This window comes from Pseudomonas sp. P7758, assembly GCF_013386485.1.
In the GTDB taxonomy this organism is placed as follows: domain Bacteria; phylum Pseudomonadota; class Gammaproteobacteria; order Pseudomonadales; family Pseudomonadaceae; genus Aquipseudomonas.
The window spans coordinates 1-13,386 of record NZ_JACARS010000023.1 but is presented as its reverse complement, the minus strand read 5'-3'; the positions used below and the strand labels follow the sequence as shown (position 1 = coordinate 13,386).

The 13,386-nt window shown below is 60.3% G+C and carries 12 protein-coding genes; 5 read left to right on the top strand and 7 right to left on the bottom strand.

All coding sequences use genetic code 11. From position 1 onward, the window contains the following. Nucleotides 1–20: 20 nt before the first annotated feature. Complete coding sequence (locus HX873_RS06085) at nt 21–1,013, bottom strand: zinc-dependent alcohol dehydrogenase family protein (protein WP_087693044.1); 993 nt, start codon at nt 1,011–1,013, stop codon at nt 21–23. A 62-nt stretch (nt 1,014–1,075) separates the two neighbouring features. After that, nucleotides 1,076–1,378 (bottom strand): helix-turn-helix transcriptional regulator, encoded by a 303-nt coding sequence (locus HX873_RS06080; protein WP_003219649.1) that lies wholly within the window; start codon nt 1,376–1,378, stop codon nt 1,076–1,078. Nucleotides 1,379–1,976: 598 nt separating this feature from the next. On the opposite strand from HX873_RS06080, the gene HX873_RS06075 reads away from it, so the two are divergent. Then, nucleotides 1,977–2,174, top strand: a complete 198-nt coding sequence (locus tag HX873_RS06075; RefSeq protein WP_023658951.1) for a hypothetical protein — start codon at nt 1,977–1,979, stop codon at nt 2,172–2,174. 56 nt (nt 2,175–2,230) lie between these two features. On the opposite strand, the gene HX873_RS06070 is transcribed toward HX873_RS06075, so the two are convergent. Continuing rightward, nucleotides 2,231–2,791 carry a fasciclin domain-containing protein gene (locus HX873_RS06070; protein ID WP_087693043.1) on the bottom strand — a complete coding sequence of 187 codons (561 nt, stop codon included), beginning with the start codon at nt 2,789–2,791 and terminating at the stop codon, nt 2,231–2,233. A gap of 191 nt (nt 2,792–2,982) precedes the next feature. On the opposite strand from HX873_RS06070, the gene HX873_RS06065 reads away from it, so the two are divergent. Beyond that, nucleotides 2,983–3,732, top strand: coding sequence for a hypothetical protein (locus HX873_RS06065; RefSeq protein ID WP_032898777.1), 750 nt, complete (start codon nt 2,983–2,985; stop codon nt 3,730–3,732). 15 nt (nt 3,733–3,747) lie between these two features. Here HX873_RS06065 and HX873_RS06060 read toward each other — a convergent pair whose 3' ends face one another. Next, nucleotides 3,748–5,010 (bottom strand): MFS transporter, encoded by a 1,263-nt coding sequence (locus tag HX873_RS06060; RefSeq protein ID WP_177048463.1) that lies wholly within the window; start codon nt 5,008–5,010, stop codon nt 3,748–3,750. A gap of 243 nt (nt 5,011–5,253) precedes the next feature. Between HX873_RS06060 and HX873_RS06055 the strand changes: the two genes are divergently transcribed. Together HX873_RS06055 and HX873_RS06050 are read left to right on the top strand one after the other, a co-directional pair. Next, entirely contained in the window at nt 5,254–6,381 is a 1,128-nt protein-coding gene (locus HX873_RS06055; protein ID WP_177122482.1) for an MFS transporter, read from the top strand. Nucleotides 6,382–6,436: 55 nt separating this feature from the next. Beyond that, entirely contained in the window at nt 6,437–7,534 is a 1,098-nt protein-coding gene (locus tag HX873_RS06050; RefSeq protein WP_008431528.1) for a LacI family DNA-binding transcriptional regulator, read from the top strand. A gap of 108 nt (nt 7,535–7,642) precedes the next feature. On the opposite strand, the gene HX873_RS06045 is transcribed toward HX873_RS06050, so the two are convergent. The 3 genes from HX873_RS06045 to HX873_RS06035 are packed head-to-tail and all read right to left on the bottom strand — an operon-like array spanning nt 7,643 to nt 11,774. Further along, on the bottom strand, nt 7,643–9,253 hold the full coding sequence (locus HX873_RS06045) for a GMC oxidoreductase (RefSeq protein ID WP_177122475.1): 1,611 nt from the start codon (nt 9,251–9,253) through the stop codon (nt 7,643–7,645). A 17-nt stretch (nt 9,254–9,270) separates the two neighbouring features. Continuing rightward, nucleotides 9,271–11,058 carry a thiamine pyrophosphate-binding protein gene (locus tag HX873_RS06040; protein WP_102604522.1) on the bottom strand — a complete coding sequence of 596 codons (1,788 nt, stop codon included), beginning with the start codon at nt 11,056–11,058 and terminating at the stop codon, nt 9,271–9,273. After that, nucleotides 11,055–11,774, bottom strand: a complete 720-nt coding sequence (locus tag HX873_RS06035; RefSeq protein ID WP_032898774.1) for a ThuA domain-containing protein — start codon at nt 11,772–11,774, stop codon at nt 11,055–11,057. Before HX873_RS06035 ends, HX873_RS06040 begins: the two co-directional genes overlap by 4 nt. Before the next feature lie 288 nt (nt 11,775–12,062). Between HX873_RS06035 and hisD the strand changes: the two genes are divergently transcribed. Continuing rightward, complete coding sequence (gene hisD / locus HX873_RS06030; RefSeq protein WP_008431521.1) at nt 12,063–13,346, top strand: histidinol dehydrogenase; 1,284 nt, start codon at nt 12,063–12,065, stop codon at nt 13,344–13,346. Nucleotides 13,347–13,386 lie beyond the last annotated feature (40 nt).

Genomic DNA, 13,386 nt, shown 5'->3' with positions numbered 1-13,386 from the left:
AGTGGTTCAGTGCGATCAACTCAAGCACCGTTGCGCCAATCCTCCTGTAAGCCGGCAAACACGGCAATCGCGATTTTCCCTTGAATGCCGTTGTTGGGGCTTTCAAGGCGGGAATGGGCGAGCGGGATGTCGGCAAGGGAATAGACCGCGCCAACGTGTGGCCGCAGTTGACCGTTGGCGATCAGTGCGCTCATTTCATCCAGCTTGCCGCGGTTCTGTCGTGTGAAAACGAAGTGATAACTCGCGTTCCTGCCCCAGGCCTGGACGAGGTTCTGGGGGTGCGCCGTGTCCACAATCGTGACCACGCGACCCAGTTGCGCAAGCGCGTCCGGGCTACGGGACAATGTGGTGCCGCCGATGGTATCGAACACCACATCAACGCCACGGCCACCCGTTTCCCGCAGGATGGCGTCGACGTAATCTTCCTTTTCGTAGTCGATGATTACGTCCGCACCCAGGCTTCGCGCGAACTCGACATTGACGTCGCGTACGGTGGTGAACACCTGGGCGCCAATGGCTTTCGCCAGTTGGATCGCCACATGGCCGACGCCGCCCGCGCCGCCGTGCACCAGGATGCTTTCTCCCACCCTGAGGGCTGCACGCACCACCAGCGCTTCCCAGGCGGTGCCGCCGACCAGGCTCAGGCTTGCCGCTTCAAGGTGACTCAGGGCAGGGGGCTTCTTCCCGATAATGCCTTCGGCCGCCACGTGGTATTCGGCATAGCTGCCGGGTCCGTCAAATATTTGCGGGGTGTACCAGACTTCGTCGCCTGGCGCGAAGGACGTAACCCCCGGCCCGACTTCCTCAACGACCCCCGATACGTCATGCCCGGTAATCGCCGGTAGCGGCACCAGGTCAGCGTAGTCGCCACGTCGGACCTGGTAATCCAGCGGGTTGATGGAGGTTGCGTGTACGCGGACCAGGACTTGCCCCGTGTGCGGAACGGGCTTGGGAACGTCGCGAAGTTCGAATGATTCCGGGCCGCCAAATGACTTGAGTATCAACGCCTTCATTGCATTTCCTCGTTTCGACAAAAAGGGATATCGCGAAATCTCGATATTCTGTGGTAAAAAAACTACAAATCTTTCCCTATTATCTCGGCAAGCCTGCGGATGGTGGCTTCATTGCGCTTGTAGTAAGTCCACTGGCCGATGCGCCTGACCTCGACCAGACCCACCCGTTGCAGCGTTGCCAGGTAACCGGACACCGTCGACTGCGAGAGCCCGATGCCTTCCTGAATACTGCTGACGCACACGCCCACCGTGTGAACGTCCCCTTCATCTTGTGCAGGGAAGTTCTTTTCGGGGTCTTTCAAACCTTTCAGGATTTCGAGGCGTGTCTGGTTTGAGAGGGCTTTGAATATTTCGAGTAAGTCCATGGCGCGATCATATCGAGAATTATCGATATGTCAATGTGTGTCAGATATAAAGGGTAGTCAGTTTCAGGCCTCAACGGAGGCGGCGACCAAGGACCTGTCGCGCTGCGGGCCTCTGAGCTATAACAGTGTAAAAGCACAAAAAACAAACGTGTTTCCGGGCTGTTTTCAGGAGAGAACTCATGAGTGCCATGGACGCGGGGCAAGTGGTGCCTGGCTACGTAACCTTCGTCGGGCGTGAGGCATCGTGGGCCGGACGCCAATTCATGAGCTTCAGCTATAGCGTCAATGGGCAGCACTTTCACAAGTCTCTCAACGAGACGGTTGACGCTTGGTCAACGACGACGCTTCGTAAAGCTTCGTATGGCTTGCGAGTGGGAGACCCGGTGTCTGTCTGGTGTTCTCTCACCGACCCGGAGGTGTGTTGCATTGGCGAAAAACCAGCAGAGAAACCCGCGATCCTGCGGTGGATAGAGTCTCTCGGAGCGTTAGGGCCGTTATGAAATTGATCCACACCGTTCGTCCATCGTCCGGCACTCGCGACACCGCACCGTTTCTCATGTTCAAGCACGGACATCCCGCGCTAGAACGGAGAGCCAGCATGGAAATTAACGAGAAGGCCCCTGGGAATGTATCCCAGCAAGGCGTAACGCGCGGTACAGACAATGAAACTGGGCATGATCCTCGGCGCGATCAACCTGAAGCGCCTCTACCGCCGGACGATGACGCCCCTCTGGAAGAGGATATGTCGGATGTGGATGCGGCTGATTCTGTCGCGAGTGAACACCCCGACAACTGAAGCATCCGAATCAGCCCGACGCACACTGCGTCGGGCTTTTCGGTGTCAAGCGACGATTACGGCATCAGCACCGAATCAACCACATGAATCACGCCATTGGACTGCATCACATCCGCAATGCTGATGCTGGCCTTGCCACCCTTGGCATCCACCACCCACAGTTTGCCGTCATGCAGCTTGATCGTCAGCGACTCACCCTGCACGGTTTTCAACATCACGGTACCGCCGTTCTTCTTGGCGTCGGCCATCAGTTGTGCAGAGGTATGAGTGCCAGCCACCACGTGATAGGTCAGGATTTTTGTGAGATCGGCTTTGTGCTCAGGTTTCACAAGCGTATCCACGGTGCCTGCGGGGAGCTTGGCGAAAGCTTCGTTGGTCGGTGCGAATACGGTGAACGGGCCTTTGCTGTTAAGGGTATCCACCAGTCCGGCTGCCTTGACCGCCGCCACCAGAGTGGTGTGGTCCTTTGAGTTGACTGCGTTTTCGACGATGGTTTTCGTCGGATACATCGCCGCGCCGCCCACCATTACGGTGTCGGCGGCAAAACTTAGGGATGTGGTGACGGAGAGGAACGTAAAGCAGGCAACGGCAGCAATTTTTTTGTAGATGGCGTGCATGATGTATCTCCTTGGTGCTTGTGCCCTCCGGGTGAGGGTATTGAATCTACGTACCAAGGATCAAAGTGGATGCACCTCTGGAAAAATTATTGGTTTGCCGCCCTCACTGCACTTTTTCCCGTTCTTCCGATCTATCTCTGTCCCGACCACACCAATTTCCGGCGTGGACAGCAGACCCAGACCTGGTGCCGATGGATCGCACGTTACCTGTTTTTATCACCCGATGGATGCGTCAGCCGCTGTGGCTGGCTGCCGTTTTGATGCTTTGCGCCAATGGTTGCAGCCAGCAGCAGGGGCGCGATATTGCCACGCAGTTCAGCAACGGCAAGCCCGACGAGTTCTTCCAGACCAGCGTTGATCGCATGGCCACCCTGAGCATGCGCGACAACCTGCAAAGCCTGTATCTGCTGATGAGCAAGCTCTACCTGCGCAACCCCAACCAGTGGCGTCAATCGGGTTACACCGACGCGGTGACCGCCGCCCGGCAAATCCGCCAGGCCATCGAACTTCGCCAACCGCTACCTGCCCTGGGGGATCGTCGCGACCTGGCGGCGCTGAGCTATTCCCTGAGCCCGGAGTTTCGCGGCGACCGGGTAGGCGCCTTCATCTACGCGATCGGCAGCATGCTGGTGACGGCACACGGCGGGCGCACCGAGTTTTATATAACGGACTCGATCAACCCGCAGTTCGTCAGCAATGCCGCGCGCAATATCGAGAAGGCCACCTGGCTGCTCAGTCAGCGCCAGGATGCCAATGGCTCGCTGTTGCTGTTCTCCAACGAGATCTCGGAGGCGGGCAGCAACCTCAGCTTTGCCGTGGAGTTCGGCAAGATCGTCGCGCGCCTCGACCTGTTGACCCAGATGCTCGACGAACGCTACCGGCGCATCGGGCTCAACTACGCGCAAAGCTTGCTGCTGATGAATTTCCTGCCGGTGCAGTGACGATGCGTGCCTCCCTCACACCTCGGTTTGCGCTTTGCCGCGGGCAACGGTTTTCTTCGGCGCGCGCATCAGCAGTGGGCCGAACGTCGCGAGCAAACCGAGCATCACCAGCGGGAAGAACATCAGCTTGCTCAGGCCGAAGTTGCTGACGATGACGGTGATGACGGCGGGGCCCACCAGCATCCCGGAAAATCCGATGCAGTTGACGATGCCGATATTGCGCCCGGCATGTGCCGGGTCCCGGCGTCCGGCGGCGGAGATCATCAACGGTGCGATGCACGAAAGGCCGAGGCCAAACAGCGCGAAGCCGACAACGCCGGTCACGGCCGTACCGCCCAATATCGTGGTGATCATGCCGAGGACGCACAACGTACCGCATCCAAACACCACCTGCGCATTACCGAACGCAGCGGCCAGGCGGTCGCCAAAAAGGCGCCCCACGAATGACGCACCGACGAACAGTGAGACCGCCATGCCTGCGGTCGAGGTGGTGGTCGCGAACTCCCGGCGAATGTATTCCTGGCCCCAGTCGGCAATTGCGTTTTCGCCCATCATGCTGCCCAGCAGCAAGGTGCCGAGAGCGATCATCACCAGCAGTGTCTTGGCCGAAGGGCCCTTGCCGGTTTCGTCCCGGGACTGGGTGCCGGCTTGCCAGTCGTCGAGCTGGGCGTCGGGCACATCATGCTTGCCCAGCAACCATCGGCTGAACACACAGCCCAGAATGAACATCGCCAGGCCCAGTAGGGTGTAAGGCACCAGCACGCTGTCGGTGTAGAACCGGGTCAGCCAACTGCATGCCATGCCCAGCAGGAAGCCGCCCAGGGAATAGAAGGCATGGAAGCCGGACATGATCGAGCGTCGATAAAACCGTTCAACCTGCACGCCGTGGGCATTCAAGGCGGTATCCAGGGCGCCGCGCAACAGCCCCAGCACAGAGCCGAAACACAGCGCAAACCAGAAACCGTTGACGAAGCCCAGCGGGATAATCGAAAGGGGATAGGCGAGGGCGCCAAGGGTAATTACCGGCTTGGCGCCGAAGGTGTCCAGCAGCCGCCCGACCAGCAGCGCACCGGCTGCGGAACCGACACCGACCCCGAGGGCAATCAGGCCGAAACTCGAGTCCCCGAGTTCTCCCGTCAGGCCAAGCTGGGTCCTGAACACGCTTACACCGGTGGACCAGATGTACATCATGGCGCCGATCATCATGAAGCCGAGAAAGGTGGCGATACGTGCCTTGCGAATACGCGGGGGGATCGGGGTTTTCTGGAAAGTGCTTATCACGCTGCATGGTCCCTTTTGTTTTTGTGGGGTGGTTATGCAATTTTGGGTTATACGAATAACCTTGCGGAAGTAAAACCTGCACCCTGTAGGCTGTCAATGCTTTATCAATCCAGAATATGTAACAGTCACAAGGCAGTGGCTGGCGCTTGAGTTTTAAGTTATACGTATAACTCCAGCTGTCCAGGTATTGGAGTTTCCGTGTCGTCTCAAGAGTTGTTATTGCCGTGCTCCACGCCGCATATGTCGGCCTACCGCTTGACGTTTCTGCTGTCCGGCCTGTGCATGGGCGCCTGGGCGCCGCTGGTTCCCTATGCGCGCAGCCGGGCCGGGGTGGACGACGGCGCATTGGGCGTCCTGTTGCTGTGCCTGGGCCTCGGCTCACTGGTGATGATGCCGCTGGCGGGCATCCTGAACGCCCGCAAAGGTTGCCGCTTTACCATGCACTTCGGCATCGCCCTGGTGTTTCTGACGCTGCCTCTGCTGGCGACCACACATTCATTCTTGGGCTTGATGTTTGCCCTGACCGTGTTCGGTGCAGGGTGCGGCGCAGTGGATGTGACGATGAACGTACAGGGCGTGATGGTTGAGCGTGCGACCGGGCGGTCCTTGATGTCGGGTTTTCATGGCTTGTTCAGCCTGGGCACGATTGTCAGTGCGGCGGGGATCACCGCGCTGCTCTGGCTGGGCGCCACGCCGTTGCTGGCCAGCAGCGCGGTGATGACGGCACTGGCTGTGTTTGTCCTGAGTTACGGGCGCCAGATGCTCGGGCGCAGCGGCGAAGAGGGCAGCCCGATCTTTGTGCGGCCCACGCGTAAAGTCCTGGTGCTGGGGATGCTGTGCCTGTTCGCGTTCCTGGCCGAAGGTGCGATTCTCGACTGGAGCGCGGTGTTCCTGACCCAGGTGCGTGATGTCGAGCCTTCCATTGCAGGCCTGGGCTACGCCTGCTTCGCCGTGATGATGGCGTTGGGGCGCTTGAGTGGCGACCGGATTCTGCTCAGGCTCGGCGCCCGGCTAGTACTGGTGGGCGGTGGCCTGATTGTAATCCTGGGCTTTCTCACGGTGGTGCTCGCGACGAACTGGCAGGTGAACCTGGTGGGGTTTGCGGTCATCGGCATCGGTTTGGCCAACATCGCGCCGGTGTACCTGTCGCTGGCGGGCGCGCAAAAGACCATGCCGGGGGAACTGGCGATTGCCGCTGCCACCAGCCTCGGTTATCTGGGTATCCTGATGGGCCCGGCGGTGATCGGCTTGTTCGCCCACGCGACGAATCTATCCTGGGCGCTGCTGGCGGTTGCCTCGCTGATGGTCGCAATCATGTTCAGTGCCACACGACTGGTTCCGAAGGTTTCCCCTCAACGGGTACACTGAGCGCCTGTTTTTTCATGACCTCGCATGAGGTTTCAAAAGGATTGGGAAGCAAGCGATGGCCGTTTCAATGAAAGACGTAGCACTGGCGGCAGGGGTGTCCCAGCCTGCGGTGTCTTACGCCTACAACCGACCTTCCAAACTGTCCCCGGCCCAGCGCGAGCATATCCTCGAGGTGGCCGCTTCATTGGGCTACCCGGGCCCCAATGTGCTGGGCCGCAGCCTGCGCTCGGGCAAGATCGGCGCCATCGGGTTGATGATGATGGACAAGTTGTCCCTGGCCTTTGCCGACCCGTGCACCATCGCCATGCTGCGCGGCATCAGTGAAGTGGGCGAGTTGGAAAATGTCGCACTGACACTGTTTCCGCTCAACAACAACCGCCTGGTAGGCCGGGGCCCGGCGGCGAGCCACGGCAGCCTGGCCCTGCGCGGGCTAGTGGATGGCCTGATTATCTCGACCCTGCCCGATGATCACCCGGCGGTGCTGGCGGTGGTGAAGCACAGTATTCCGTTCGTGGTGATCGACTCGCCGCTGGTCGAGAATTCGTTTTTTGTCGGCATCGACGATCGCGGTGCGGCTCGCACGCAAATGCAGCATCTGCTGGACCTGGGCCACCGCAAGATCGGCGTCATCATTGACCGCCTCAACCCGGATGGTTACCGCGGCCCGATTGACCTGCAACGCTTCAAAAGTGCCAGTGAGCGGATTGTCCGCGAACGCCTCACCGGTTACGTGGAGGCGGCCACCGCCGCGGGCCTGGCGTTTGAAGACCTGAGCGTGATCGAGGCCGGTGGGCTGGATTCCACGTCCGGCCAGGCCGCAGCGTTCACATTGCTGACCTCCAACGACGTCACGGCAGTGGTGGCGTGCTCGGATGTGATGGCGATTGCCTGCATGAAAACCGCCCACGCCCTCAGTCGCCAAGTCCCGCAGACGCTTTCGGTGATCGGCTTCGACGATATTCCGGAGGCGGTGCAACTCGGTTTGACCACCATTGCCCAACCCATGGTGGAGAAGGGCGTGTACGCCGCACGCATGCTGACCGAGCAATTGAATGCCCCGGCTGATGCGCCGCTGGCGCCCGAGCAGAAGATTTTCGCCACCAAGCTGGTGGTGCGTACCTCGACCCGCAGTATCCAGCAGGCAGACGCCTGATCCCGTTGGTAAGGGATCGCTGTAGGGGCTGGCTTGCCTGCGATGGTATCGACTCAATACCACTGACAGACCGAGTCGACTGCATCGCAGGCAAGCCAGCTCCCACCTTTACCCGGGCTGCCCCTTGAAGTGTGCCGCTACTCTGAGGGCATTCGCCGCGATGGTCAGTGCCGGATTAACCGCCGCCGACGACGGGAAGAACGAGCTGTCCACCACCCATACATTCTCCATGTCATGCAGCTTGCAGTTCAGGTCCAGCACGCTGGTGGTTGGGTCCTTGCCCATCACGGCAGTGCCGCACTGGTGGGAGTTCGTCGCGATGCCCATGCGCGCCTTGAGGATCAGCGGATACCCTGCATCACGCATGGTTTGGGTGGCCTTGCTCACCAGTCCTTCATGGGCCTTGAGGTTGTTCGGCGTCCAGTGAACCTTGATCGCACCGCGCTGTGTGTCGTAGGTGACGCGGTTGTCCTGGGTCGGCAGATCTTCCGAGGTCAGGTACAGGTCTACGCTGTGGTCAGTGATATAGCGTGAAGCGAATTTCGGCAGCCAGGGCCGCATGGCACTGATCATCGGCTCGCGGATTTTCCCCAGCATCTGCACGTTACCCAAGGGGAATGCGTTGTGCGGGCTGGCGCTGTACCAGTCGTTGATGGCCAGGGTTTTCTGGAAGGTCACGTTGTTCTTGCGTCGCGGGTCCACCGCCAGCATGAAGGTGCAGTTGTGCACCATGTAGTTACGCCCCAACTGCCCAGAGCTATTGCCCAGGCCATGAGGATGTTGAGCGTTCGCAGACTTGAACAGCAATGCCGCACTGTTGACTGCGCCGCACGCCAGCACGAAGCGTTTGGCACGCAGTGTCACCTCGCGTCCATCGAACAGACCCCGCGCTTGAGTCACGGTTTTGCCATCGTTATCGGTGTTCAACTGCCGGATCGTGGTGCGAGTCATCAGCCGAATGCTGCCACTGCGCAGGGCGGGCCTGAGCGCAGAAACTTCAGCGTCGGCCTTGGCCTCCACCAGGCACGGATAGCCATCGCAGGTTGAGCACAATACGCAATCGCCGCCATCGCCATAGTCCACCGCCGCCGGCATCACGAACGGCTTGAGTCCGGCACGCTGCATGCTTTGTTCCAGCGCAACCAGGGCCGGGTCGTGCTTGAGTGCCGGTTGCGGGAAGGGTCCTGAACGCCAGGGTTCGCTGGGGTCAATGCCGGCCTGGCCATGCACGCGGTAGAGCTTTTCCGCTTCGGCGTACCAGGGTTCAAACTCGGCGTAGCTGACGGGCCACGCAGGCGACACGCCCTCGGCATGCTGGATCTCGCCAAAGTCCGCCTCGCGAAACCGTGGCAGCATGGCGCCGTAGAATTTGGTGTTGCCGCCGACGTAATAAAACACCCCCGGCGAAAATGCTTGGTTGGCCTGGTCCAGCCACGGTTCGGCATTGCGATAGCGTCCTTGGCCGAACACCGCTTCAGCGCTCCAGTTCTGGATTTCCCGGGGCAGGAAATCCCCTCGTTCGACGATCACAATATCCAGCCCGCTGTCACGCAGGGCATGGGCGAAGGTCGAACCGCCCATGCCCGAGCCGATAATCACCACGTCACAGTTGATCGTGCCATCTGCATCAGGTGTCACCACGTCGAGGGCGCGCGGTTCGCGCGGCGCCCCCGGTTGTGGATTCAGCTCTGCATGATGCGAAATCAATGCATCACTCATGTGAGCCGCTCCGGCATTTACAGGTGTTGTTCGGAATTACGGATTTGCCAGTACTCATCCTGGCGTTCGTCGGTGATGTATTCCGGAATCGGGAAGTCCCACCAGCCGGGCACCCAAGGGCCAGCCGCATCGCGGTCGGTGGGTACTTCGATCAGCACCGGCACATTCAAATCCAGCGCTTCCTGCAGGATAGGCTCAAGGTCTTCCGGGCGCTCCACACGGTAGGATTTGAGGCCGAAGGCTTCGCCCACCGCCTTGAAGTCCGGGCTGTATGGCGTGCCGTCCGGGTGGTTGAATTCAGTGCCGATATGGCGGCTGGTCTGCTTGCGCTGGCCACCGCGAATCGACATGTAGCCGGCGTTGTTCTGGATCAGGAACACCACAGGGATATTGTTGGTCACGCAGATCGCAATTTCCTGGGAGGTCATCAGGAAATCGCCATCCCCGAGGATGCACACCACCGGCTGGTCAGGCGCCGCCAGCTTCGCACCGATGGCCGCAGGTACGGCCCAGCCCATGGACGAGAAGCCGCCGGAGGTCAGGTGGGTACGTGGCGTATAGACCGGGAAAGTCTGCTTGACCGCGCCCTGGGTGTTGCCCGAGCCAACCACCACGATGGTGTCCCGCGGGAACACTTTGCGCAGCGCGCCGAGGGGGCGTTGCGAGGTGAACGGAAAGCGATCGGAGTCACGACGGCCCGCCAGTTTGGTTTCCCATTCTTCCTGATAACCGCGCAGGTCGCTCAGGTACTCTTCGCGCTCAACCGTCTCGCCTTTCAGGCTTTCGACAATGGCGGCGAGGGCGTATTTGGCGTCGGCACAAATGCCCACGGTCACCGGGTAGTTCTTGCCGATTTCATGCGGGTCGATGTCGATGTGGATCAGCTTCGACGGCGGGATCGCGAAGGTCACGCCCTTGGCGTAGCTGGACGACGACCAGTCGGTGAAACGGCAGCCCACGGCGATGATCACGTCTGCGGTGGACGCGACTTTATTGCCGCACAGGGTGCCGGTCTGGCCGACACTGCCGGCGAACAACGGGTGATCTTCCGGGAAGCCGCTCTTGCCGTTCCAAGTGGTGACCACCGGGATCTTCCAGGCTTCGGCCAGGGCGAACAATTCTGCGCTGGCTTCGCCGGTAATCACGCCGCCGCCGATCACCAGCACCGGGCGCTTGCTCAGTTTCAGCTCTTCCACTGCGCGTGCGGTGGCTGCCGGGTCCGGGAAGCATTTGCCGATCGGGGTGCGCTCTTCGAGGGCATGCAGGGTCACTTCAGCGGCCTCGGCCTGCACATCCATCGGGATTTCCAGGTGCACCGGCCCGGGGCGTCCGGTGACCATTGCGCTCCAGGCGCGGTGCATCATGAACGGCAACTCTTCAACACGGGTCGCCACCCAATGACGCTTGGTCACGGCCTCGGCGATTTTCGGGAAGTCGTTGTCGGTGTAGCGCTCCAGCTCCTGCAGCAAGCCATGGCCACGCATGTGGGTGGGTGGCCCGCCGGTGATCAGCATCAGGCTGGTGGAGTCGGTAAACGCGGTGGCCATGCCGATTACCGTGTTGGCGGCGCCGGCACCGATGGACGTCACTGCCGCCATCGGCTTGCCGCTCACCCGGTAGTAACCGTCGGCGAGGTGCACCGCGCTCTGCTCATGGAACACCTGGATGAACTTGAGCTTGGAGTCTTCTTCGAGGAAGGCGTCGGTCAGGGTCCAGATACCGTGGCCGGGAATACCGGCGACGTATTCGACGCCATAGTTTTTCAGGGTTTGAGCCACGATCTGGCTGCCGGTCAATTTAGTCATGACAGGACTCCTTGGGTTGATGAAACGGAGGGGGTTGCCTCGGCGGTACTGGCTGCACGCCCGCGTGTCGCCCAGTTCAGGCCTTGCTTGGTCAGGCGGCGGATATTCGGGTCGGCGAGGTTGCTGGTGTCGTGCCCGATGGAGTGATAGAACACCCGCCCCTGGCCCCACTGGCGCACCCAGGCCACCGGGCTGCGATGGCCGTTGAGCCAGGGGAAGGGGTTGCCGTCGAAGGTGGTTTCAGCCAGCACATGAATGTTCGGGTCGACCTGCATGTAGTACTGCTCGGACCGTACCTCGAAATCCTCGACGCCCTGGGTCACCTCGTGGCTGTGGTCGATGACGTTGACCTGGTACGGGTGGGGAAAGCCTTCACCCATCGGGTGTTCGAGGAATGAGCCGCCGAGCACCCAGTGATATTTGAGGCTGGCGCGAAACGCCGCGCCTGCGCCGTGCCAACCCACCAGGCCGGTGCCGCTTTCGATCGCTTCCAGCAGGCGGTTTTCCTGGGACGCGGTGAGCGTCTCGGTGGTGACGGCGTTGTTCCAGCCGATCACGATCAGGTCATAACCGGTCAAGTCCCTGTCCAGTGTGAAGATGTCGGTGGACTCTTCGACCTCGAAATCCAGTTCCTGGAAAACGGTGCGCGCCCATGCCGCAATTTCGTAGGGGAAATGGCCGGGCCAGCCACCGAATAGATACAAGACTCGACTCACGGTTGATCACCTCTTTACGTTGGGTGTGATTGTTAGGTTATACGTATAACCGCTTATTTAACCTATCACTCCGAATCCCTAAGTCAATGGGGCTTACATGTTTTTCATCGGGGGTTATACGAATAACGTCAGCAGCCCGCCGCAGTGCTTCAACACTGCGTCTGTGTTGCGTCAGGTTGCGTCACCAATAGGGAGGCTGCGAAATTGCCCGGGGCAGGGGGGTAGGAAAAGATGGTTGCCAATGCCGGGGGCATGTCGCGTGCCCTCAAGAGCCACCTGGAGCCACTGATGATTCGTTACCTGAAAACGCCTAAACCGGTCGAAGCCCAAGCCGAGATTGCCGCCCAAGTCCGCGATACCGTTGAGCGCATCATCGCCAACGTCGCCCGTAACGGCGATGCGGCCGTACGTGAATACTCGAAGCAGTTTGATCAGTGGTCGCCTGTATCTTTCCGGCTGAGCGACGAAGAAATTGCCGCCTGCGTGGCGAGCCTGTCCGAGCAGGAAATCGGCGATATCACCTTTGCCCAGGCCCAGGTCCGGCGCTTCGCCGAGGTGCAAAAAGCCTCGATGCACGATGTGGAAGTCGAGACCTTGCCTGGCGTGATCCTTGGGCATCGCAATATTCCGGTGAACTCGGTGGCTTGCTACATTCCGGGCGGCAAGTACCCGTTGCTGGCGTCGGCGCATATGAGCGTGCTGACGGCCAAGGTGGCCGGGGTGAAGCGCGTTGTTGCGGCCGCGCCGCCGTTTGATGGCAAGCCTCATCCGGCCATTGTGACGGCGATGTATTTGGCGGGTGCCGATGAGATCTATTGCGTGGGCGGGGTGCAGGCGATTGCTGCGTTTGCGTTGGGCACCGATACGTTCAAGCCGGTGGATATGATCGTTGGGCCGGGTAATGCGTATGTGGCCGAGGCCAAGCGTCAGTTGTTCGGCAAGATTGGTATCGACTTGATTGCCGGGCCTACAGAGACACTGGTGATTGCTGATGACAGCAGCGATGTTGAAATCATCGCTGCCGATTTGTTGGGGCAGGCGGAGCATGGGGTTAATTCGCCTGCGGTGTTTTTGACGAACAGTGCGGAGTTGGCGCAAACCCTGCCGGCGGAGATCGAGCGGCAGTTGGCGATCCTGTCCACCGCACCGGTTGCTTCTGTCGCCTGGCGCGACTATGGCGAAATCATCCTGTGCGACAGCGTCGACGAGCTGGTGCAGGAAGCCGATCGCATCGCCTCCGAGCACGTGCAGGTGATGACCCGCGATCCGTTGTATTTCCTGGAGCACATGACCAATTACGGCGCGTTGTTCCTTGGTGAGCGCACCAACGTTTCCTATGGCGACAAGGTGATTGGGACCAACCACACATTGCCTACCACCGGGACTGCGCGGTACACCGGCGGGCTGTGGGTCGGCAAGTTCATCAAGACGTGCACGTATCAGCGGGTGCTGACGGATGAGGCTTCGGTGTTGGTAGGGGAATACTGCTCGCGGCTTTGCGGGATGGAAGGGTTTGCGGGGCACAAGGAGCAGGCGGATATTCGGATTCGTCGTTACAAGAAGCACGGTTGAGGGTACATATCCGTTGTTTGGGTAACGGCGACTATTGGTT

What these genes read in the sequence shown, in the direction of transcription:
- HX873_RS06055 (WP_177122482.1), top strand. Translation starts at nt 5,254, where the DNA reads ATGTCGGCCTACCGCTTGACGTTTCTGCTGTCCGGCCTGTGCATGGGC.
- HX873_RS06045 (WP_177122475.1), bottom strand. Translation starts at nt 9,253, where the DNA reads ATGAGTGATGCATTGATTTCGCATCATGCAGAGCTGAATCCACAACCG.
- HX873_RS06080 (WP_003219649.1), bottom strand. Translation starts at nt 1,378, where the DNA reads ATGGACTTACTCGAAATATTCAAAGCCCTCTCAAACCAGACACGCCTC.
- HX873_RS06085 (WP_087693044.1), bottom strand. Translation starts at nt 1,013, where the DNA reads ATGAAGGCGTTGATACTCAAGTCATTTGGCGGCCCGGAATCATTCGAA.
- HX873_RS06040 (WP_102604522.1), bottom strand. Translation starts at nt 11,058, where the DNA reads ATGACTAAATTGACCGGCAGCCAGATCGTGGCTCAAACCCTGAAAAAC.
- HX873_RS06065 (WP_032898777.1), top strand. Translation starts at nt 2,983, where the DNA reads ATGGATCGCACGTTACCTGTTTTTATCACCCGATGGATGCGTCAGCCG.
- HX873_RS06050 (WP_008431528.1), top strand. Translation starts at nt 6,437, where the DNA reads ATGGCCGTTTCAATGAAAGACGTAGCACTGGCGGCAGGGGTGTCCCAG.
- HX873_RS06075 (WP_023658951.1), top strand. Translation starts at nt 1,977, where the DNA reads ATGGAAATTAACGAGAAGGCCCCTGGGAATGTATCCCAGCAAGGCGTA.
- HX873_RS06070 (WP_087693043.1), bottom strand. Translation starts at nt 2,791, where the DNA reads ATGCACGCCATCTACAAAAAAATTGCTGCCGTTGCCTGCTTTACGTTC.
- hisD (WP_008431521.1), top strand. Translation starts at nt 12,063, where the DNA reads ATGATTCGTTACCTGAAAACGCCTAAACCGGTCGAAGCCCAAGCCGAG.